General features: G+C 40.0%; 18 protein-coding genes, 1 tRNA gene and 1 riboswitch. Of the genes, 5 read left to right on the forward strand and 14 right to left on the reverse strand.

What is annotated here, in order from left to right; all coding sequences use genetic code 11:
• Positions 1-5: 5 nt before the first annotated feature.
• The 6 genes from NYP69_RS03085 to NYP69_RS03110 form a co-directional block, all read right to left on the reverse strand.
• Positions 6-800, reverse strand: coding sequence for an isoprenyl transferase (locus tag NYP69_RS03085; RefSeq protein ID WP_016635710.1), 795 nt, complete (start codon positions 798-800; stop codon positions 6-8).
• 97 nt (positions 801-897) lie between these two features.
• The gene (locus NYP69_RS03090) at positions 898-2139 is read right to left on the reverse strand and encodes a phosphotransferase enzyme family protein (protein WP_473412917.1); all 1242 of its coding nucleotides are present in this window, start codon (positions 2137-2139) and stop codon (positions 898-900) included.
• Positions 2140-2242: 103 nt separating this feature from the next.
• Positions 2243-3166: an ABC transporter substrate-binding protein gene (locus tag NYP69_RS03095; RefSeq protein WP_473410576.1), complete on the reverse strand. Its 924-nt coding sequence runs from the start codon at positions 3164-3166 to the stop codon at positions 2243-2245.
• Positions 3167-3335: 169 nt separating this feature from the next.
• Positions 3336-3956, reverse strand: coding sequence for an ECF transporter S component (locus tag NYP69_RS03100; protein ID WP_004130359.1), 621 nt, complete (start codon positions 3954-3956; stop codon positions 3336-3338).
• Positions 3957-3992: 36 nt separating this feature from the next.
• Positions 3993-4094: riboswitch (TPP riboswitch) on the reverse strand.
• A gap of 86 nt (positions 4095-4180) precedes the next feature.
• Complete coding sequence (recO, locus tag NYP69_RS03105; RefSeq protein WP_115793815.1) at positions 4181-4933, reverse strand: DNA repair protein RecO; 753 nt, start codon at positions 4931-4933, stop codon at positions 4181-4183.
• A gap of 54 nt (positions 4934-4987) precedes the next feature.
• Positions 4988-6346: a DivIVA domain-containing protein gene (locus NYP69_RS03110; protein ID WP_101889664.1), complete on the reverse strand. Its 1359-nt coding sequence runs from the start codon at positions 6344-6346 to the stop codon at positions 4988-4990.
• A gap of 162 nt (positions 6347-6508) precedes the next feature.
• Between NYP69_RS03110 and NYP69_RS03115 the strand changes: the two genes are divergently transcribed.
• Positions 6509-6582: transfer RNA gene (locus tag NYP69_RS03115), tRNA-Val, on the forward strand.
• Here NYP69_RS03115 and NYP69_RS03120 read toward each other — a convergent pair.
• The gene (locus NYP69_RS03120; protein ID WP_414101435.1) at positions 6573-7490 is read right to left on the reverse strand and encodes a YlbL family protein; all 918 of its coding nucleotides are present in this window, start codon (positions 7488-7490) and stop codon (positions 6573-6575) included. The two genes, NYP69_RS03115 and NYP69_RS03120, sit on opposite strands and share 10 nt — an antisense overlap.
• Positions 7491-7738: 248 nt before the next feature.
• Here NYP69_RS03120 and NYP69_RS03125 point away from each other — a divergent pair, with 248 nt between their 5' ends.
• Positions 7739-9520, forward strand: a complete 1782-nt coding sequence (locus NYP69_RS03125) for a zinc-dependent metalloprotease (protein WP_473410577.1) — start codon at positions 7739-7741, stop codon at positions 9518-9520.
• 81 nt (positions 9521-9601) lie between these two features.
• Here the strand turns inward: NYP69_RS03125 and NYP69_RS03130 are convergent, their stop codons facing one another.
• Positions 9602-11242 (reverse strand): ATP-dependent helicase, encoded by a 1641-nt coding sequence (locus tag NYP69_RS03130; RefSeq protein ID WP_473410578.1) that lies wholly within the window; start codon positions 11240-11242, stop codon positions 9602-9604.
• 151 nt (positions 11243-11393) lie between these two features.
• Between NYP69_RS03130 and NYP69_RS03135 the strand changes: the two genes are divergently transcribed.
• Together NYP69_RS03135 and NYP69_RS03140 are read left to right on the forward strand one after the other, a co-directional pair.
• On the forward strand, positions 11394-13052 hold the full coding sequence (locus NYP69_RS03135; protein ID WP_473410579.1) for a phosphotransferase: 1659 nt from the start codon (positions 11394-11396) through the stop codon (positions 13050-13052).
• 59 nt (positions 13053-13111) lie between these two features.
• Entirely contained in the window at positions 13112-13336 is a 225-nt protein-coding gene (locus NYP69_RS03140; RefSeq protein ID WP_004130375.1) for a DUF3107 domain-containing protein, read from the forward strand.
• A gap of 78 nt (positions 13337-13414) precedes the next feature.
• Here the strand turns inward: NYP69_RS03140 and NYP69_RS03145 are convergent, their stop codons facing one another.
• Positions 13415-14302, reverse strand: a complete 888-nt coding sequence (locus tag NYP69_RS03145) for a PHP domain-containing protein (protein WP_004130377.1) — start codon at positions 14300-14302, stop codon at positions 13415-13417.
• A gap of 79 nt (positions 14303-14381) precedes the next feature.
• On the opposite strand from NYP69_RS03145, the gene NYP69_RS03150 reads away from it, so the two are divergent.
• A complete protein-coding gene (locus tag NYP69_RS03150; protein ID WP_473410581.1) occupies positions 14382-15008 on the forward strand; it encodes a vitamin K epoxide reductase family protein in 627 nt (208 codons plus the stop codon).
• Positions 15009-15065: 57 nt separating this feature from the next.
• On the opposite strand, the gene murI is transcribed toward NYP69_RS03150, so the two are convergent.
• The 5 genes from murI to NYP69_RS03175 all read right to left on the reverse strand — a co-directional run bounded on the left by murI (position 15066) and on the right by NYP69_RS03175 (position 21322).
• Positions 15066-15848 carry a glutamate racemase gene (gene murI / locus NYP69_RS03155; protein WP_004132627.1) on the reverse strand — a complete coding sequence of 261 codons (783 nt, stop codon included), beginning with the start codon at positions 15846-15848 and terminating at the stop codon, positions 15066-15068.
• Positions 15849-15901: 53 nt separating this feature from the next.
• Positions 15902-17524 (reverse strand): ATP-binding cassette domain-containing protein, encoded by a 1623-nt coding sequence (locus tag NYP69_RS03160; RefSeq protein ID WP_060785570.1) that lies wholly within the window; start codon positions 17522-17524, stop codon positions 15902-15904.
• A gap of 16 nt (positions 17525-17540) precedes the next feature.
• The gene (locus tag NYP69_RS03165; RefSeq protein ID WP_473410582.1) at positions 17541-19289 is read right to left on the reverse strand and encodes an ABC transporter substrate-binding protein; all 1749 of its coding nucleotides are present in this window, start codon (positions 19287-19289) and stop codon (positions 17541-17543) included.
• A 141-nt stretch (positions 19290-19430) separates the two neighbouring features.
• The gene (locus NYP69_RS03170) at positions 19431-20438 is read right to left on the reverse strand and encodes an ABC transporter permease (RefSeq protein WP_473410583.1); all 1008 of its coding nucleotides are present in this window, start codon (positions 20436-20438) and stop codon (positions 19431-19433) included.
• On the reverse strand, positions 20435-21322 hold the full coding sequence (locus NYP69_RS03175; RefSeq protein WP_004130389.1) for an ABC transporter permease: 888 nt from the start codon (positions 21320-21322) through the stop codon (positions 20435-20437). The genes NYP69_RS03170 and NYP69_RS03175 overlap by 4 nt, the downstream gene beginning before the upstream one ends.
• Positions 21323-21447: the final 125 nt, after the last annotated feature.

The following is a 21447-nucleotide window of genomic DNA, read 5'->3' on the forward strand; positions in this document are numbered from 1 at the left end:
TAAGTTTAAGCGGTTTTTACGCCACCAAACCTGCGGTCGCGATGCGCATAACGGTCAATTGACCTCCACAGCGCTTCGCGACCATAATCTGGGAAGAGTTCTGGCACAAAATCAAGCTCCGCATAAGACGCTTGCCAAGGCAAAAAGTTGCTTGTGCGCTGCTCTCCCGAAGTGCGAATCACAAGATCGCAATCTGGAATATCTGGATTATACAAGTGCTCCGCAATCATCTTCTCGCTAATGCGATCGCCCTTAATTTTGCCGCTTTTAACTTCCCTAGCAATTGCCGCGCAAGCGTCTGCGATTTCCGCGCGACCACCATAGTTTAAGCAAAAAACAACGTCAATTGTAGTATTATTTTTTGTGATTTCTTGAGCTTTTTCCAACTCGTCAATAACAGACTTCCACAATTTAGGCCGTCTTCCAGCCCAGCGCACGCGCACTCCCCACTCGTTCATTTGCGCAACTCTGCGGTGAATAATATCTCTAGAAAATCCCATCAAAAAATGCACTTCTTGAGGAGATCTCTTCCAATTTTCCGTAGAAAACGTGTACAAGCTCAAGTAGCGAACACCTGCTTCTATAGCACCTGCAATAGTGTCAAAAACCACTGGTTCCGCCGCTTTATGCCCTTCGGTGCGAATCATTCCGCGCTCTTTAGCCCAACGCCCATTGCCGTCCATAATCACGCCTACATGTCGAGGAACTTTGCCTTTAGGAAAATCTGGCACACGGCTAGGATCACTAAATGGAGCCGCTGGAATATTTAACGAAGTGTAATCAACGTTTTCAAAACTCATAGTTAAAATCTAACAACCCCATTGAACGAATAGCTAAAGCGTTTTGCAAAGCTAAATAAAAGCATGCAAAATCAAGTAAAAAATCCACTAAAATCCTCTATATTTCTCGCAAAATCTCTATTAAAGCGTTTAAGTATTGCTCTCCAAAGCAAGATTTGTACCATCTAGCATGATCTAAGAATCCAGTATCATAGCCCCAAATCTTAAAATCGTAAGATCCATTAGACTTTAAGTAATAGTCTACAAATTCTACGCATTGCTCGATTTGACTTACAGATAAAACAAGCGGAAGCAGCTCTTTTTCAACATCTGTTAATGGCCGAACGCTAGCATATCCTTGCAAAATTGCTTCTGCTAAGTCTGTTCTAAATGAATCTTTTTTGCCATTCGCAATATCTACCCATTGAATTGTGTTGCGTTCTAAAGTCATTGCCAAATCGTAGATTGCTGTGTTTTTATACGCCATTCCAAAGTCAAATACTGCGCTTGGAGAGCTATCTTTCCACATAAAATTAGATATATGCGGATCTCCATGAGTCCACTGCTTTTTTAGATTCACATACCCCAAATCGTAAATTTTTTTGCATGTTGGAGCAAATTCACTTAAATCTTTTACAAAATCACGATTCTGCTCTTTTAAGAATTTTGCTAAATCAGGTCTATTTTTTAACCAAACTTCTGCAGCTTTTTGCACATCTTCGCTTGCACAAAGACTAAATCTTGATTGAAAAGCGTTGATTTCCTTAGGATTTGGCTCGTCAAAACTTTGCGAAGCTAAGGCGATTTTTGCCATCATTACTCCAAGATTTTTGGCTTCTTCACACGTTTTAGGCGGATCCCAAGTGTACGCGTCTTTGTATCTATCTTCTCCGCTAGCTTTTAAAGTCACTTCGTAAGCGCAATCACCTATTACAAGAAGAGTGCCGTCTACGTAAATATTGCCAGAAGTATCGCCACAAATATCGCCAGCAGTATTCTTTTCTAAACCTAAAAACTCGCTATTTTTGTTAAAATACAAGTACTTTGGCGTGCTTATTTTATTTTTTAAAAGATGCTCAGCAAAACGATGATACGGCCTAATTGTGCTTGCTTGCCTAACTTTTGTGCTGCATCTTTTAATATAAACGTCTAAACTTTGCGATTTTTTTGGCGAATCATCTTTGTAATGCGCGCGAATCAATGAACCTGCAGCCATCGGGCGCAAACTATGGCTTAAAACGCAATCAGCTTCTAGCGGATTCTCTAAAAGAGAACACACAATATTTGCCTCATCTAAATCAACATTTGCCCATCTTTGAGCAACAATATCTAGCTGAGGGTCGTTGCTTTCGTTTTCCATATTCGCTCCAAATTATTTACTACAGGCTCATTGTTTTTCGCAGATTATTTGACACCAACTAGCTTATGCACGGTTGCTTGCGATTCAAGCACATGCTGGCCGACTATTCTGGCAAATACTCGTTTGTTACGCATCCGCTTTCTAGGCTCTTTAGCGCGCAATCAAGAGGCACGCTTAAGTGGCCATTTTCACCCATCCAACGAGTGTAGTTTTCCACCAAAGCCATGTCTGCTGTACCCCAACGACCATTCTTGTCGTACCAAGACGGAATCACTTCGTCTAGCGAGGCGCGCAAAGCCTCTGGGCTAATATGGCAAAGCGCATTTTGCAAAGCATCAACGCCAGCCTGCAGGTCTTTTCCTGCAAGTTCATAGCCCTTAACTGTTGCGCTTGCAAAGTTGCGTATTAATTGCGGATTTCGCTCAATCATCTCTTGGCGAGCGCAAACATAGTAAGAATGATGCGGAGCTACGCCAATAGAATCGAATGGAAGAACAACAACTTGGTCAAATGGAAGCGAACCCTGGTATGGCTCCCACCAAGCAACGTTAATAAACGCATCACACATTCCGCGTTCTACAGCTCGAATGTCTGGCTCCCATGGGCCTGGGTCAATTGTAATCAGCTTGCTAAAGTCACCTCCGTCGGCAGCAACAGCCTGCTGAAGCTCTGTGTATAAGCGCTTAACGCCCATAGGGATTACTACGCGCTTTCCTTCTAGATCTTTAAATCGCGTAATACCCGTGTTTTTATTTGTTATGATTCCGCCAATTTGCGATTGATTCATTACAGCAAATGACGTTAGCTTGTTTGCACCATTTTGATGAGCCAAAAGCTGATTTAAGCGAATAAGAGCTATATCTACTTCTCCACGCTCCAAGCATGCTGGAACATCTCCGCGCTCCGTATCTGTGCTTGTAAACTCTACATCTAATCCGTATTGTGCGTACAATCCGCGCTTTCTTGCAAGATACATACCTGCGTGATTCGTCCATGGATGCACATATTCAAGACGTACTCTTAGCATATTAACTCCTTTGTTTTATAGTGATTTGTGATTTTATTTTGACTTTTATTTGCGACTTTTGCGCGCTGCTAACTTGCGACTTTATTTGCCACTTTTATTTGCGACTTTACAAAAGTGGGCGAGGTAATTCCCCGCCCACAAATCAAATCTTACTAGCAAAAGTTAAGACTTAAGCGCGTACTTCTTTGCCAGAAGCAAAACGGCTCAATGCGCCAGTAGCAGCAATACCCTTGTACAAGTACCACATAACTACACCACCAATTACAGCACCAGAAATCATGCTGCAAAGTGTGTGAATCATCATGAATGCGCCGAAGATTGGAACACCTGCGTAGTAGAACGGATAGGTTGAAACGATTCCACCCAAACCAGCTAACGCGCCAGAAAGTGCAGTCAAACCAACGTTCCACTTGCGATACATAACAAACAAGAATGCAAACTCAGCGAACAAGCCCTGAACAAAACCAGGAAGAACGGTACCAATACCGCCCCAGTGGCTACCAACAGTCAACTCAACCATTGCAGCAATAAACTCGCCGAATAGTGCAGCGCCTGGCTTGCGAACCATAATAGCAGCTAAAGGACCAGCGAAGTAGAACAAACCATAGTACAATGCGCTAACGCCTGGAACTGGAATAAGCTTAAGAGCAGCAGAAATAGGCTCACTAATCAAGCCGATGCCCCAGAAGATAATACCAGAAGCTACAGCAATAACAACCGTGAGCGTAACATCAGCCACGTTCCAGCGCAAGGATGGACGCACGGTCTCTTCTTCAACAGATGTACCCATTAGGGTCTCCTTTCATCTTTAACCAATCAAACAAAGGCGACCCTGCAGAAAACTCCGTACGTCGGCATTACCCGATTCACGTTAAACGGTTAGACAGTAATCTTCTCAGCTCTTAAAAGAGCACCCGTGCCTGATATCATTCATATTGCATCAGACAGCTAGGACATATTTTATAAAATTCAAACATAAAATTAACAAAATCGCTCATTAAGATAATAGAAACTCTAATCAAAATACAGCGAATTAGAATTTTTTTCGCTTAAACGCATAGATCTAATAGGCTTTTCTAGCCAATATTCACACCATTGTTCAACGCATTTAGATGTTAAATCGTCTATACTTGTTCCGTCTAAATTTTGCCAATCGCCATTAATTAATGAAATCATTTGAAAACGCGCTAAATCATTGCACTTAATAGACTCTAAAGCATGATCTTTAGAGCACATAACTCCACCACTAGCTGCCGAGAAATAGGCTAAATCATTGCGTGTTGAACAAATAACGCACTCATTTAACCTAGGAGACCATCCAGCTAATTGCAATGCTCTTAAAACGTACGAAAGCGCGATTGATTCAGCACTATGCAAACTTTTAGAAAGAGCAGATAAAGCAGCTATAAGAAGATTGTATTGTGAGCAAGAATCCGAATATTGCGCGTGAGACGAGACTAAATCGTCCGCAATCTCTGCAATCATGCTAGCACAACTATACAGATTGTAATCCGCACAAATGCTACCAGCATAAGGCGAAACTAAAACCGCTTGAGAAATAACATCAAAAGTTTTGCCAGTTGCAAAAAGTGCATTAACACGCATAAATGGCTCTAAGCGCCCACCAAATCTAGATTTTAACCGCCTTACACCTTTTGCAACAGCTCGAACCTTGCCATGCTTTTTAGTGAGCATAACAATAACTCGATCAGCTTCCCCAAGAGGAAAAGTCTTAAGAACAACAGCTTCATCGTTATATAACGGCATTAATCAATAACTCTTAGCTTATATAATCCCTAAATCTAAGTGAAAAATAGATTATTAATTATGATTTGGGTTTACAAATCCGCCAAAATTAGATTCGCCAGTATCGTCAAAATCATCTGAATCATTATTTGCTTCGCGAGAAGAATCTTCAACCGAAGTGTCAAAATGGTTCATAACAGGGAACGAAAGATCTGGAATATCTAAATTAAGACTTTGCGAAGGCTCGAACTTAGGCGAAGCAAGAAGTGAAAGATTCAAATCTCCAATGGATTTAGAATCATTTGCATTGTTCACATTCGCACTGTTAGCACTTACATTATTTGCATTTGCATTATTCGCGCTAACATTATTCGCAGCATTCGCGTTGTTTTCTGCAACTTTTTCTTTGCCAAAATCATTATTGTTAGCATCAGAATTATTGGAAGCAGCATTAGGAGCATAAGACGGAGGGAATGCTGGAGGCATAACAGTAGACGCTTGCGACATTTCGTCGTCTGTATCGTCACTAGCTTCAACACTCGCAGAGTGAGGAGTAAAAATCGCCTTCTGTGCATGATGCTCAACAGGAATAGATGGAGGAATTGCTGGAGGCATTAATGGAGAGGGAGCTGGAGATGCCTTAGGTTCAACAGCACTAGGCGCAACAACACTAGGTTCAACAACACTAGGCGCAGAAGATGTTTTAGAAACAACATTTTCTTGTAAATCATTATTAGACTTAGCAGAAACGCCAAAATTAGCAGAATCAACAGAATCACTAGGATCAAAGTCTGTATACTTGGCAACTCGATCATAAGACTCAAGTCTGCTTAATAAGCGAACGCAAGCATTTAGATAATAATCCACCTGACGCTCGTCATATCCCCGTTTTCCAGAACGTTGAGTAAACAGAACATTAGAAACAAACATTGCGTCAATTTTGTCTAAATCACTTAAACTGCTTCCCCAAACTGGATTATATCCAAGAAGAACAGCAATCTTATCTAGCGACTTATTTACAACATTGTCTACTTGTTTTTTATCGTAAGAAGGCTTACGCGATTGCGCGGAATCAAAGCGCATTTTATAATCGCGCTGGGAATGAGAAAGCAAAACTCTATATTCTTCGTCTGCTTGCGCCTTCCAAACAACCTTGCCGCGATTAGAAATCTCGTACTGCGTAGTCTTATCTACAACTGCACGCTCTAATCTAGAAAGAGCAGCATCTACTTGAGGAATAGCATATCCTTCATCTTCTAGATCGAAAGATACGTCTTGAATATCTTTTTGAGTAAGACTAATGTCGCTAGATTCATACAAAGAATGAGCACGCTCAAGAAAATCATTAACTTGCTCTACGCTGTAACCCTTCTTGCGCTTACCTACACGCTCAATACCTGAAGAATTACGCGCGGTATCAGGTTTACTCGCCATAAACAATAGACCTCCTGAACAGATTCGTATTCATTACACTTTACGCGATTGTTAAGACGCATAAACAAAACACACGCAAACACGCAAATGATATATGCGCAAAACACGCCTAAAACACAAATCAACGTTCTAGTACACACCATACTGTATCTTGTTTCAAGCGGGCGATTAGCTCAGCTGGCTAGAGCGCCACCTTTACACGGTGGATGTCGGGGGTTCGAGTCCCTCATCGCCCACTTTCCGCTTTACAAGTTCTTAAAGAATCTAGATTCTTCCCAGCCTTTATTTTTACTAACGCTTTGTATGCGTCATCCAATGTTTTTACGCTTACAACTTTTAAGCCTTGCGGAATATTCCCAACAACTTCATTGCAATTGCTGTTTGGCGATAAGAACCATTTAGCTCCGTCTCTTTTTGCAGATATCATCTTTAATCGAATACCGCCGATTGCCCCAACTTTCCCAGAGTTATCAATGGTTCCCGTTCCAGCGATTATTTTTCCACCAGTCAAATCTGTGTTTGTAAGCTTGTTCAAAATACCCAAAGCGTACATCATGCCTGCAGAAGGTCCACCAATATCGTCTATATGCAACTTAATTTTTACGTTTTTTACATTCACATTAAGATGCTTCTTCGCATAATCCAAAGCCGCCACTTGCGCAGAAGATTGCGAAGAAGTCATTTGCTTATTTGTTTCTTTTTTATAATCACTTGCGTTTTGATTTACTGGAACAAGAACTTCTCTAGGTAAAACTTGCTTTTTAGAATCAAACCAAGATGCAATCGCATATATATTTGGAATCTCGTAACCTGGTATTCCAGACGTATTTACTGTTACTAAAAGAAGCTTTCCACTTTTTGACGAAGATTTATAGTCAGTATTCTTAACAGCGCTATTTTTAACATTAATCACATATTTTCCAAAAGACTTTCCTAGAACATCTTGAGTTGGCCCAGGTTCTTCAACAACATACGCACTTGGTAGAAAAAGCGCGATAATCGACATAACTACAATAAATAACCCAACAAAATACCTAAATGACTTAGCGGAAAAATATTCAATAAGATCCCCAACAGTATTTTTAAGAGTAGCGAATATATTTCTATTGATTTTATTAAACACGTACGTAATCTTATTAGGCATCTTATTAGGCATAAAATTAATAGTATATGTAAATGTGCATAACCTACACTCTAAAAACCCTCACAAGATGCGGTTTTTGAAAAAATTTGAAAAAGTTATACACATTATTAATTTATTAGCAAAAATCACCATGTATCGAGTAGAATCTTTTATACGTGGTTAAAACTGTATAGTTAAAAACTATGTAAACAAACATAAAATATACGCAAATATATTTAACTTAGGTACAAACTTCATAAGGATTGAATATGAGCGAAGAAGAAATTCACCAATGGCTTGTTAGCTGCTTTGGCCCCGAAGAAGGAGAAAGAGCTTGGTCTAACTTTGAAAATCTTCCTTTTGAAGTTCGCGATGACATTCTTACAAGATGTTCAAACGGAGGCCTTCCATCTCCAGAAGAAGTTCATTCGTTAATGAGTGCCTTTGCCAATGGCGGCTTAAACACGCCTTTTGAGATGACGGAAACACTTAAAGAAGGTCCAATCAATAAAAGACTTGCTCAATTGCTTGCTTGCCAAAAAGCAACTGGAGATGGAGGTACAGTAAACGCACAAGTTGCAGATGCAACAAGAAGAGCGCTAAGTGAAGCAAACTTATGGCTAGACGCTAATTGCAATCTAAATCCAGTATCTGGAACCCCCGATGTTCTTTCAAGAGAAGACTGGGTTAATGGAACTATAGATTCGTGGATTAAGTTTGCAAACCCTGTTGCCAAATCGGTTAGTAACGCTTTTTCGGATGTTATTGCCGAAAAATTTGGAGAAGACCAAGACTTAGAAGTAGAAGGATTATACGACGGCGTTATGCCAATACCTATGCCAGATGGCGTAAAAAAGCCAGAACAAATGATGAGCCTTCTTGCTAACACGTCTTTTGCAATGCAATTAGGATATGCTGCTGGAAATTTATCTCACGAGATTCGCGGAAGCTTTGATCAAGGTATTTCACTTCTTAAAAACCCTGCAGGCGGTCTTGTTCCTTACAATTGCATAGATTACGCAAAAAAGTGGGGATTAGACATTAACGAAGTTATGAATTATCTAGCATTGCGAGAGCTTGCTCACGCACGATTGTTTGCATCTGCACCTTGGCTTATGCCTCGTTTTGAAGCACTAATAATAAAGTATGCAGCTGGAATTTCGATTGACTTAAGCGCTATGGAAGAACAGCTTAGAGATATTGAAGGAATGAGCCCAGAGTCTATTTCGGGAGCTGTTGACTTATGTAATATTGCTCGAAACGATACAGAAGGTCAAAAACAAGCATTAAAAGGATTAGAAACACTTCTTGCGCTTAGCGAAGGATGGGTTGATTGCGTTATTTGGCGTGCTGGAATGGCACACATTCCACACATTGAGCAGCTTAGAGAGATGACAAGGAGAGAACGCGCTGCAGGCGGCCCTTCCGAAATGACTTTCCAAGCTTTAACTGGATTAAAGTTGCGTCCTAGAGCAATGCGCGAAGCTGCTGCAATGTGGGATGCGATTACAAACGAAAAAGGCATTGAGGAACGCGATGCTATGTGGAACCACCCAGATCTTTTGCCAGAATTACCAGATTTTAGCGAAGATAAAGAAGATACTAAGGATAATAAAGATAAAGAAGATAATAAAGACGATACTAATAAAGTAAATAAAAATAACGAAAACAATAAAAACAACGAAAATAACGAAAACAACACTAATAGTCAAAACAATACGAATAGTCAAAATAGCGATAACACAACTAAAAAAGAATCTGAACAAACAGATAGCAATAATTTAGCAAACATTAATCTAGAAGAATTAAGCAAGAATATGCTTGATTTAGAAGATTTTAAGAACAGTGACGATTTAGAGCAAAAACTTAAAGACGTTAATTGGGACGACGAATTAAGTAAATTATTGGCATCTAGCGATAGCGAAAACAACGATCAAAACTCAAACCAAGATTCTAATGCGGACTCTGAAGAAGATTCTGACAAGGACTCTGACACAGATTTTGGAGCAGATTCTGACGAAGACTCTAATCAGCAAAAAAGCGACGAATAAAGTTACAAACTGATTCGCAACTGATTTATAAGTGACTTGTATTAGAACAATTGCATAAATACATTTATTATGAAGATGCATTTATTCTAAAAAGTGGCTTACAGACCTTTGCATTCCGTTGCCGTAGTCTTTGCAAATTGCATAAGATATGTGCAATGTTGCTTCCGCGCGCGTTATTGCAACATACATAAGCCTGCGCTCTTCTTCGTTTGCATCTTGAGTTCTATTAACGCTTCCAAATGGAAGTAGACCTTCGCTGCAGCCGATTAAAAACACGTGCTTAAATTCCAAGCCTTTAGATGCGTGAATCGTAGAAATCGTTACAGGAAGTAAAGATTTTTTGATTAAATCTACTTTTTCACGCTCACTGCCGCCATCTTTTGCAAAGTCAATGTCTTTTGCATCGCCACTTTCAACGTATTTTTTTGAATCACTCAAATCGCTAGCGTTTGAATCTTCAAAATTGTTTTCTAAAACATCAATTTGCAAGCCAGCGTCTTTTCTAACAGAAAAATGTATTCCTAAATCACCCAAAGTTTTGCAAAATATATTCTGTTGAGCATTAGTACGAGTTAGAATAGCAAAATCCGTAGGAAGCGCTTTTCCTGATTTAACAGCATTATAAATTCGTTGAGCAACATCAACAGCTTCGTCGTAATCCGTGTTGTAAACAGTTTTAGTAACGCGAGCGCCACCCTTATTTTTTGACATGAGTCTTAAATAATCACATCTAAAAGCAGACTTAGAAAGAACCCGATTAGCAAGTCCTACAATACGTTCCGTAGATCTGTAATCCGTATTTAGATTAATGTCTGCACAAAGCGGCGCAAACTCGTTAGGAAATTCAAGTAAATCGTAGCTGCTTGCTCCTGCAAAAGAATAAATCGTTTGCGCAGGATCTCCAACAACGCAAATATTTCGATTATTACCAAGCCAGCATTTAAGAAGTTCATGTTGAAGAGGAGAAACATCCTGATATTCGTCAACAGTAATCCAGCCGATTTTGCTACGTATTTTCTCACATGCTTTAGGAAAAGCGCGCAGAACATGGCATGCAAGAAGCAGCAAATCGTTAAAATCAATAAGATTCCTTGTGTTTTTTTCTAACTCGTAAGCTTTATATGCTTCAACAAATTGATTAACGTCTAGAGCTGCAGGAAGATCTCGACTAACGCAAGAATATGCGCGCGCGTAATCATCTGGCGCAATAAGACTAACTTTTGCCCAGTTGATTTCTGCAACAATATCTCTTATTTGCGCAGAAGTCATATCTGCAAAATCCGTGTAATGACTTAATGCTTGCTCAGTAACACTTTTTGGATCATCCATTATATTTGGAAAAGGAGCTTCGCAAACGTCATTCCAAACTCGTCTTAAATGCTGTAAAGCTGCAGAATGAAAAGTTGCAACAGTTGCATTATTTACGCCTAATTTTTTAAGGCGATTTTGCATTTCTTTAGCAGCTTTTACAGAAAAAGTAACAGCTAAAACGCGATTTTCGTCCCACTCTCCTTTTGCACACGCGTACGCGATTCTTCGTGTAATAGTGCGAGTCTTACCTGCTCCAGCGCATGCAGTAATGCGCACTGGACCTTGTAACGCCATTGCTGCTTTGCGTTGAGAATCATCTAAACCTTCTAGCAAAGACTGTGCGTAATCTTTACCATGATTTTTGTTAGATTCGCGCTTCTTGCTTTCTAAAGACTCTTGAGTAGAAATCATAATTCTATTGTTACAACAAATAAAGAAAAAATAAAAGCATAAAACGCTAATGTGGTTAAAGGCTATTTAGCTATATCTCGTTGCTTTGTATTAATGTTGAACTGTGACACAGATAAGCAGATTCAAGTTGGTAGCGCTGGCCTCATCGGTCATGCCAGAAGTACAATTCGCCGGAACGCGCCAAAGCGAGCAGGCAAACGCCACCGATGCCGCTGCTGGCATATCTCACGCTGTTATTCAAGACGTTTCGGGCAGACTTTACGACATTTTTGTTAGCTCTAACGCTAAAGGTCAAAAACGTTTGCACGATAGAGCGCGAGCAGCATGGGTATTGCAAAAAACTAAGGGTCTTGCAGCTCTTGGATTTGCTCACGAAGAAATGCTTAAGTTTGTTCCTGGGTCGCTTTCAAATAAGGCAAATCAAACTAATCATGCAAACCAAGCAAATCAACAAGATTCCACTAACAGTCAAAATCAAAACGAATTACATTTTGACTCAATAGGAGAAGCTGATTTTAACAATCCAACAGTGCTTATTTGTAATCATCTAAACGGAAATGCAAGAGAACTAAGCCTTCTTACAACAGATGATTGTGTAAACGCTGGAACTGCAATAGGCGCGATTCATAGACTAAGTCCGTCGTTTTTAACTAAAAGCGATTATCCTTCTTTTACTACTGGTCAAATTCGCACGCAATTAACGTCTTGGATTAAAAGATTGCGCCAAGCAGGCCATATTCCTACAGAAATAACAGATAATTGGTCTAGAGTTTTAGAAACTGATGGATTGTGGTCATTCGACACTTGCCCAGTTCACGGCGGATTCAAAGATGGTGATTTTCTATTTTCTGGGTCTACTATTACAGCTATAACCAATTGGCAAAGCATGCAAATCAACGATCCTGCTCGCGATTTAGCGTGGATTTTTGCAAAGCTTAACGAGCAGCATAGAAACGCTTTGCTAAGTGCATATGGAAGAATACTTGGGTCTAGATTAGACAGCATGATTATGCTTCGAGCAAATCTTTGGTTGCAAATGGAGCAAGTTGGAGACTTTATTCAAGCTTTGCAACGCGCAGATACAACTGGAATAATGAGATTTAAAGCGCAAGTGGAACGTCTTGCTCACGAGCTTACTCGCATAAATAATTCTAGAGCAGCAAGCGCAAATCAAAACAATAATAGCGCAAACCCAGCGTCTTCTCTTACTGTAGGAGATATTGTTAAAGACGATATTGTTAAAGATAATTCTATTAAAGATAATGCCGTTAAAGACGATACTATATCTTCGGACGCTACTAACGAAAAAACTGTTGTAACGCTCAAGCAAGAAGATCAAAAAGACTATAAAGATAATACATACGAACAAACTATAACTATAAACGACAACACTAACGCCACTGAAACTGCCACTAAAACCGCCACTATTGCAGACGGCTTGGAAACGCAAGTTATAAGCAGCGTTAACAAAACTAACGATGTGAATAACAATGCAACGAACGAAGTTAGCAACAGCAATAATGATTTCGTAGATAAAGCTGATGCAAATAGTAATGTAGAACGTATCGAAAGCGGCGAAGGTGTAGACAGTAACAATAGTGTTGAAAACGTCAATACAAATAGCAACGATGGTAATGGCAATAATAGTAATGGCAATAATGGCAATAAAAATGAAGATTTAGATAAGCCAGCAACTATTATTATTCCAATGCTAAAAGATGCAGAACTTGCTATTAAAGACGCAAAAAGCAAACTAGAAAGCACAAGAACAAGCGCAAATACAGGTGAAAGCACAAACGCCCAAAACTAATACATAAGCGCATAAAACACTAAATAACAATAATTAATCTAAACAATTAAGGAATAAAAATGAAGGTAACAATTGGCGTTAAGCACGTAAAAGACACTATTAGCTTTGAAAGCGATCAAAGCGAGCAAGATATACAAAACATTATTGAAAGCGCTATTAAAGACGAAAAGGCGATTAATCTTACAGATAAAAACAATCGAAAAATTTTTATTATGGCAGACTCTTTTGCATATGCGATTATAGGAGATACGCCAACTCACACCGTTGGTTTTAACGCGTTTTAACGCTACTAGAACACTGCTAGAACACTACTAGAACACTTAACACGTTTATAACGTTTTAACAGCGCAATTTTAATTCATCTAGTAATTTAGGATTTTAGAAACAACATTGCAACTTGTTGTTTCTTCTCCGATTTTATTTGGCTTGCCACTGCCATGCCAATCGGATCCACCAGTAACAAGCAAATTCAAGTCTTTTGCTAACTCCAATAGTCTTTGTCTTTGCGTTAAAGAGTTGCCACGATGATATACTTCTAAACCGTTAAGACCAACGCTTGCATAGTGTTCTATTTGAGAATCCGAAAGAATAACAAGATTCCTACTATAATCCGCAGGATGCGCAATAACGCTTACTCCCCCAGCGTGTTTAATAACTTTAATAACCTCATCAACGCTTGGAGATGGCGTTGGAATGTAGTATGGGCCATGTGGAGCAACAGGGCCTGCAAAAGCTTGTGACCTTGTTTCAAAAACGCCTGCAGCAACAAGAGCGTCTGCAATATGCGGACGGCCAATCGTAGTTAGCGCACCTTGCCCTGCTTGTGCAAGAACATCTTGCCAAGTAATCGGAAAATCATGAGACATAAGATCAACCATTTTGCGCGTGCGTTCCAATCTGCGTTTTCTTGTAGTTGCAAACATTTCATTAATGCACTCGTCGTTTGGATTGTAGTTATAAGCAAGCACGTGAACCGATATGTTTCCTTCTACAGCAGTTATCTCCGATCCAAAAATAACTGGAAAATCAGCGTTTTTAGCAGCTTCTTCAAAATCATGCCAGCCAGCAGTAGTGTCGTGATCGCTAATAGCTACTCCACTAAGTCCAAGATTTTTAGCTTCATCTACTAATTCTTTTGGAGATTTAGTGCCATCCGAATATAAAGTATGACAATGCAAATCCCACCCTAAATCTTGCGATTTAGAATCCAAACTAAAGTCGTTATTCGCACTACTACCTATTACAGTCATATAATTATCGTAAACTGTGGCATGTAACGGTTTTAAGTCTAAACAATATCTAAATACATTAGCGCTTTGAGGAGTGTTTATGGGTAACCACAATAATCGCATGAATTCTTGGCGACATTCTGCCGCTTGGGTTTACATGATTATGCTTATTTCATCCGCAATTGCACTTTTAACATCGCTAATACTTTCTTCCGAAACTTTAGCTCTTGCACGCGCACCGCATAAAGCGCTTGGATGCGACGTAAACACCGTTGTTTCGTGCTCTAAAGTGGCTCAATCTTGGCAAGCGGAATTCATAAGATTTGGCGAACTAAGCTTCCCTAATGCTTTCTTTGGAATTGCAGCAGAAAGCGTTTTCGTAACGCTTGCTGTAGTTGGAATAGCAAAAGTAAAACTTCCAAAATGGCTAGCAACTTTTAGCTGGATTGGTGGATTATGCGCACTCTTGTACGCTTATTGGCTGTTTACGCAATCTATGTTTGTTATACAAATTCTTTGCCCATGGTGCCTTGTTTTAATGTTTTGCACAACTTTGCAATTTATGTCACTTACACACGCAACATTTAGTGTGCAAGAGATTGGATCCAAAAATAAGATTTTAAGCGCTTACTACCGACTAAATTACGATTTAATCGTGGATTTGCTTTGGATTTTTGCTCTTGTATTGCTTATTTTAAGCAAATACGGCAATGCTATATTTTCATAAGTCGCAAGTAAAATCGCAAGTAAAATCGCATTAGATAAGACGCAATTTAAGCTACAATCAGAAATCACCATTAAGTAGCGATTGTGCTAGCTTAGCAATACGATTACTTGAATCGGAGTTAGTAAGCACAACGCTTCCACTATTTTCGCTTGGCGCAAGCAAATCCTTAGACTCTAAAACGCTTTTAAGATGGTGAATAGTGCCATCATTACCGTCTACAATATTCACGCAATCAGGCAAAAACTCACGGAAGTAGCTTTTATAAAACACAAAATGAGTGCATCCCAAAACAACTGAATCAATATTCGTTAAATCGTAAGAATCAAAATACTTGTGCAAAGCGCTCATAACAATATTTTTATTGCCTAAATCGCCATTTTCCACAATTTCTACCAAATCTGGGCAAGGTTTAGAAAAAATCTTGTGATTTTGCGTAAAACGATTCATAAGTTCTGCAAACTTGCGCTCTCTAAGCGTTAAAGGCGTAGCTGCAACGATTACGCACTGAGGCTTGCCGCCACCCAAATCGCAAGCAAGCTTAAGAGCAGGCTCCATGCCAATAATCGGCATATTGTAATGCGCGCGCAAATCTTTAACAGCAGCAGAAGTGGCAGTATTGCAAGCAATTACAACAGCTTTAACATTAAGACTTGCAAAATGCTCAACAATCTTAAAACTAAGATCTCGAACTTCTTGAGGAGTTTTTATGCCATAAGGCGCGTTTGCAGAGTCGCCAAAATAAACAATGCGCTCGTTAGGCATAGCTGCGCTAAGTTGACGAACTACAGAAATGCCACCAAGCCCTGAGTCAAACACACCAATTGGAGCGCATGAAGTCATAAAAACCTCCTAATAGACTCTTATTATGTTACTTTTTAGCACAAACATAAGCGTTACAAAACAGCATCAATAAGGCTTTGCGTGTAGGAATTCTTAGGGAAACGCAATACATCTTTAACGCTTCCCTGCTCAACAATTCTTCCGCCTTTTATAACGCTAACTTGGCTAGCAATACGGCTTACTAAAGCCAAATCATGCGTTATAAACAAGCACGAAAAGTTGTACTGCTTTTGCAAGCTACTTAGAAGATTTAAGATTTTTAGGCAATGGTTTGCATCTAACGCCGAAGTTGGCTCATCTGCAATAATCAAAGAAGGACGATTTATTAACGCTCGCGCAATGCCAACTCGCTGTTTTTGGCCGCCAGAAAGCTCGTGCGGGAACCTGTTTATTAAGCTTAATGGCAAATGCACTTGATTAAGAACAAACTCCACGCGCTTTTTGCGCTCTTCTTCGCTAAGACTTTTATTGGCAAGAAGAGGCTCGGCAATGCTCCAGCCTACTGTTTTTAAAGGATTTAACGCCGAGCCAGAATCTTGGAAAATGAATCCAATATTGCTTAAAATCTTGCGATTCGCGTGCTTTTTGCAATCGGAGTATAAATTAAGGCCCTCTATGCTTATGCTGCCAGATTCTGGCTTAAGCTGGCCAGAAATAAGCTTTGCAATCGTTGTTTTTCCAGCACCAGATTCGCCAACCAGCGCATGCGTCTTCCCCTTTAAAATATTAAGGTTCAAATCACTTATTGCGGATTTGGAAGAGTTGAAAATTTTAGAAGACTTAGCATATTTGGCAGAAACATTTTGAATGTTTACGCAAAAATCGCCAGCATCCGAGCTAGTTGATTCGCTAGCTAAATTATTAATATCAAAATCAACAATAGAGTCTAAAAGAGAGCGCGTATAGCTGTTTTTAGGATTAGAAAACACATCTTTAACTAGTCCACTTTCAACAATACTGCCACTGTTCATAACATAAACTGTGTTTGCAACAGCCTTAACAACGCTCATATTATGCGTAATAATCAAAACCGCAATATTATGCTTTTTAGCTAAATCGCGCAAAAGCTGCAAAATCTTACGCTGAGTTGTAACATCTAAAGCTGTTGTAGGCTCGTCTGCAATAAGCAAAGAAGGTAGATTAATAATTGCCATTGCAATCATTGCGCGCTGAAGCTGCCCGCCAGAAAGTTCGTGCGGATAAGACCTATAAACGCGATTTACATCCTTTAGGCCAACCTCGCTAAGGGAATCAAGGACTCGCGATTTTCTAGCGCGAGCGCTCATCTTGCCAAACTTTTCGGGATGATATTTTAACGCCTCTTCAATTTGCTTGCCAAGACGCATAACGGGATTAAATGCAGTAGATGGCTCTTGGAACACCATTGAAATAAGCCCCGAACGAATATAAGAATACGGAGCATTATTGCTTAGCAAATCCAAACTGTCATTAGCGCTTGTATTAATAACCGCTTTGCCAGAAACACTAAAATCGCCTGAAAGAAGACCCATTAACGCCAACGAAGTTAATGACTTTCCCGAACCAGATTCGCCAACCAGCGCGCTAATTTTGCCCGCATATAAGTTTAAATATACGTTATGCGTAATCTGATTTTTGCCAATCGCAATAGACAAGTTGTTAACACTAAGCACTGGGTTTTCGCGATTTTCCAACATTTTATTAAATCCTTTTCTAGTTTCTAAGCGAAACTCGCGCATAGTTTGGATAAGCCGGGAAAGACCCAACGAAGAAGTTTTCCACATTGCTTCCGTGAATATAAGTGTTCTTAGAGTAAATAAGCGGAACAATTGGAGAATCGCGCATAATCTCTTTATCAACCTGCTGCCAAAGCAAATCTGCACGCGACTTATCTATAACGCCAACAGCTTGGCGAATCAAGGAATCCACTTTTGGATTCGAGTAGCGAGATATATTCCAATTGCCACCGCCTATTTGCGAAGAATCAAAAAGCGGACCAATATTTGCATACGCAGAAGGAAAATCAGGCTGCCATTTAGACAAAGCTAAATCATAATCGCCAGAATCGCCAGTAATCATATCTGTAAAAATCTGCGAATCCACAGTTCGTATAGAAACATCAATTCCAACGCGCTTTAAGCTTGCTTGAATAGAAGATGCCACTTGCGCCTGATCTGGGCGAGCAATAAGACTAAACTTTAGTTTAGATTTACCCGATTCCTTTAATAATTGTTTAGCCTTTTCTACGTCCCCACGCGGATTTGCAGAATATAGATTATAGACTTTGCGCTCGCTTACGCCTGGAGTAATAAGCGTTGTTGCAAAACCGCCAGCAACCGCACCGCCCTTTGCTCGCTGATACGACTGCTTATCTACAGCGTACTGAATTGCCTTGCGAATCTTAACATCTTTAATACGTCGATTGTTCATGGCCAAGTATTCCAACGCTCCGTCACCGCTTGTAATTAAAAGATTGCTTGACTTGTAGCTTGCTTTAGCTTGCGCGCGTTGAGCTGGAGGCACAAAATCTGCAAGAATAGCATTGTCTGCACCAGAATTGCCTTGAATCATAGATTGTGCAGCAACAGAAGGATCAACGCCAAGCTTCCAAATTATCTTGTCTGGGTAATTAGCTCGAATTGAATCCGCGCTGGAATCCCAATTAGTGTTTCTAACCATAACAATTTGCTTGCCAACTTCGTTTTCAACAATTTTGTACGGTCCAGAAGCAACTGGGCTTTTGCCATAATCCTGCGCATTACCAGAATTTAGTGGAACGGGAGCGAATGCAGCCAAAGACGCAACCCAAGGCCAATTAGCAAAAGCAGCATTTAGCTTAAAAAAGATTGTTTGATTGTCTGGAGTTTCAATCGAATCCAAAGATTTACCACTAAACGGACCGGCATAGTCTTTAGCACCTTGTAAAAGCGCTTTGTGGTAACCAAATCCGCCTGTAAGCGAGTTTGCAAAAGAACGCTCAAGACCATATTTAATATCTTTAGACGTTATTGGGCTTCCATCCTGGTATTTAATCCCTTTTTTAAGAGTGTACTTCCAAGTTTTTCCGCCGTCTAAAGCAGTTCCTGTATCTGTTGCTAAATCGGCAACAACACTCGTTTTGCCACTTGGCGTTACTTTCCACGTTGTTAAAGCGCGGAAAACTAGGCTATTAGAGGTTATTGGTAAACCCTGACTTCTTGCAGGATCAAAATCCATTTTTGATTCGGAGCTTAGAATCGTAAGCGTTCCGCCCTTTTTTGGATTGCTATTAAGCACAGAAGCATTAGGGAGTCTTTTTTGTAGATTTTGACCACTTTGCACAGCAGATTCGCAAGCAGAAAATGCATAAACCAGCGAAAACACTAGAATTACGGAAATTGCTCTTAATGTATTTAGAGCAAAACCACGATTAACTTTTTTGATGATTTGATAATAATTTTGCATATTTTGTGCATTTTGCATGATTTTTCCTTAATTTTTTATAAAGTTATAAAGTTATTAAAAATTTTTATTATTGTGATTTAAAGAAGACTTTAGTAGCGACTTTAGTTGCAACCTTAATGGCAATTATTCTGGCGATTTTAACGCTCACTAATCACCGCTTTAAAGGGCGACTTTAGCCGCTCTAGGATCAAGCAAACAATAACAGACGTCAACAATAAGATTTGCAATTATTACAAGAGCGGCCGAAAACAGCGTAACTCCAACCAAAACTTGCAAATCAAAAGTCTTAACAGCGTCTAAAAGAAGCGAACCCAACCCGTGCATAGAGAACACGCGCTCAGTTATAACCGCTCCACCAAGAAGACCGCCAAGATCTAAACCAAACATTGTAAATATTGGTAAAATCGCATTTCGCAAAGCATGATTTAGTACAACATGTGAATCGGGCATGCCCTTTGCTCTTGCAGTTCGCACATAATCTTTACCAAATTCCCTAAGCATTGTAGAACGAGTAATGCGCGCATAAAAAGCGCCATTTATCAACGCTAAAACAATCCAAGCGAGTAGCAGATGCCAAGCCCAGTTAAAAGGATTAGCAAAGAAGCTAACATATCCGCCCGTAGGAAAAACGGGAATGTAAACCGCAAAAGCAATAATCGCCAGCAAACCAATTAAGTAGGTAGGAGACGAAATACCAATCGAAGATAACGCTACGATTATGCGGTCAATCCACGAATCACGCTTAACAGCTTGCAAAACGCCTGCAAATACGCCAATTAGCATCCACAAAACAGCAGCGCCGATCGCGATTGATGCAGTAACTGGAAAACGACTAAAAATCAGACCAGTAACAGGCTCATTAAGAGCAAAAGACCATCCTAAGCAAGGAGCCGCGCAAACAATTGCGCTGGCAGATGCAGAATCGCCAAAAGTACGGCCAACAAAAATACCCTGCAAATAGTTAAAAAGCTGACTATACCAAGGCAAATCAGTTCCCATAAACGCAGAGACTTGGGCTAAACGTTCAGGCGTGCAAGGTTTGCCGCACATAAGCTGCGCAGGATTTGTTGGAGTCATAAAGAAAATCAAAAACATTGCCATTGCAATAACAGAAATAACAGCCAAAGCGCTTGCAACGCGCCTAATAATGTAAAGAAAAACGCTCATGCTGCTATCTCCATTTTTGAAGAAAGCCAATCGCCCATCATATTAAACCCGAGCGCAAGCAGGGACAAAGATAAACCTGGGAATATTAAATACCACGGGTCTACCAATGCCCACTGCACTGCGTCGGATATTGAGCGTCCCCACGAAGGCGAAGGCGGATTCATGCCAACGCCAAGAAATGAAAGTGCCGCTTCGAGTGCAATACGGCCTGGTATAGAAAGTGTTGTATTAACAATGATTATTGGAAGCATGTTTGGCAAAATCTGATTGCGCAAAACATGAAAAGCACTAGCGCCCATAACTCTGGAAGCCACAGCAAAATGACGATTTTTAAGGCTAAGTGTTTCGCCTCGTACCAATCGCGCCATACTAGGCCAACCAAAAAAGCCGATTACAAGAGTTAAAAGAAGCGGACGCGGGAAAGTTTGAGGAACAATCGCAGAAAGCGCAATCGCAAAGATTAGGAATGGGAACCCAAAGAACACGTCCATAATGCGAGAAATTGCAAAATCAACAAAACCACCAAAATAACCAGCAATAACGCCAATTACAACTCCTAAAACAACGGAGATTGCAGTAGAAGCTAAGCCAATTCCAAGAGAGATTCTTGCGCCGTGAGAGATGATTGCAAATAAGTCAATTCCGCGCAATGGTGTTACGCCAAACCAATGTTTTGAGCTTATTCCGCCTATGCCTGTAGGCAATGAAGAATCCGACAAAACATCGGGATTTTCGCTATATGGATCATTACCTGTAATAAAAGTAAAAAGGTCGGCAAAAATCGCCAATAAAACAAACAGTGATATTATTGCAATTCCAACAATTGCGGTAACACTTGATAAGTCGCGCTTACTACGCGAATAAAATACACCGCCCCTTTTCATCGCCACTCATTTCGTTACCTGCACTTTCATATTGCAATTTTTCTATAAAACTAACAAATACAAACATGAGTAAATTTGTACTGTTGTTATAACGAATCTATAGGAAGGTGTGGAAGTGTAGAAAA

It is taken from the genome of Gardnerella sp. c17Ua_118, from assembly GCF_055804255.1.

What these genes read in the sequence shown, in the direction of transcription:
- NYP69_RS03085 (WP_016635710.1), bottom strand. Translation starts at nt 800, where the DNA reads ATGAGTTTTGAAAACGTTGATTACACTTCGTTAAATATTCCAGCGGCT.
- NYP69_RS03090 (WP_473412917.1), bottom strand. Translation starts at nt 2,139, where the DNA reads ATGGAAAACGAAAGCAACGACCCTCAGCTAGATATTGTTGCTCAAAGA.
- NYP69_RS03095 (WP_473410576.1), bottom strand. Translation starts at nt 3,166, where the DNA reads ATGCTAAGAGTACGTCTTGAATATGTGCATCCATGGACGAATCACGCA.
- NYP69_RS03100 (WP_004130359.1), bottom strand. Translation starts at nt 3,956, where the DNA reads ATGGGTACATCTGTTGAAGAAGAGACCGTGCGTCCATCCTTGCGCTGG.
- recO (WP_115793815.1), bottom strand. Translation starts at nt 4,933, where the DNA reads ATGCCGTTATATAACGATGAAGCTGTTGTTCTTAAGACTTTTCCTCTT.
- NYP69_RS03110 (WP_101889664.1), bottom strand. Translation starts at nt 6,346, where the DNA reads ATGGCGAGTAAACCTGATACCGCGCGTAATTCTTCAGGTATTGAGCGT.
- NYP69_RS03120 (WP_414101435.1), bottom strand. Translation starts at nt 7,490, where the DNA reads ATGCCTAATAAGATTACGTACGTGTTTAATAAAATCAATAGAAATATA.
- NYP69_RS03125 (WP_473410577.1), top strand. Translation starts at nt 7,739, where the DNA reads ATGAGCGAAGAAGAAATTCACCAATGGCTTGTTAGCTGCTTTGGCCCC.
- NYP69_RS03130 (WP_473410578.1), bottom strand. Translation starts at nt 11,242, where the DNA reads ATGATTTCTACTCAAGAGTCTTTAGAAAGCAAGAAGCGCGAATCTAAC.
- NYP69_RS03135 (WP_473410579.1), top strand. Translation starts at nt 11,394, where the DNA reads ATGCCAGAAGTACAATTCGCCGGAACGCGCCAAAGCGAGCAGGCAAAC.
- NYP69_RS03140 (WP_004130375.1), top strand. Translation starts at nt 13,112, where the DNA reads ATGAAGGTAACAATTGGCGTTAAGCACGTAAAAGACACTATTAGCTTT.
- NYP69_RS03145 (WP_004130377.1), bottom strand. Translation starts at nt 14,302, where the DNA reads ATGACTGTAATAGGTAGTAGTGCGAATAACGACTTTAGTTTGGATTCT.
- NYP69_RS03150 (WP_473410581.1), top strand. Translation starts at nt 14,382, where the DNA reads ATGGGTAACCACAATAATCGCATGAATTCTTGGCGACATTCTGCCGCT.
- murI (WP_004132627.1), bottom strand. Translation starts at nt 15,848, where the DNA reads ATGACTTCATGCGCTCCAATTGGTGTGTTTGACTCAGGGCTTGGTGGC.
- NYP69_RS03160 (WP_060785570.1), bottom strand. Translation starts at nt 17,524, where the DNA reads ATGTTGGAAAATCGCGAAAACCCAGTGCTTAGTGTTAACAACTTGTCT.
- NYP69_RS03165 (WP_473410582.1), bottom strand. Translation starts at nt 19,289, where the DNA reads ATGCAAAATGCACAAAATATGCAAAATTATTATCAAATCATCAAAAAA.
- NYP69_RS03170 (WP_473410583.1), bottom strand. Translation starts at nt 20,438, where the DNA reads ATGAGCGTTTTTCTTTACATTATTAGGCGCGTTGCAAGCGCTTTGGCT.
- NYP69_RS03175 (WP_004130389.1), bottom strand. Translation starts at nt 21,322, where the DNA reads ATGAAAAGGGGCGGTGTATTTTATTCGCGTAGTAAGCGCGACTTATCA.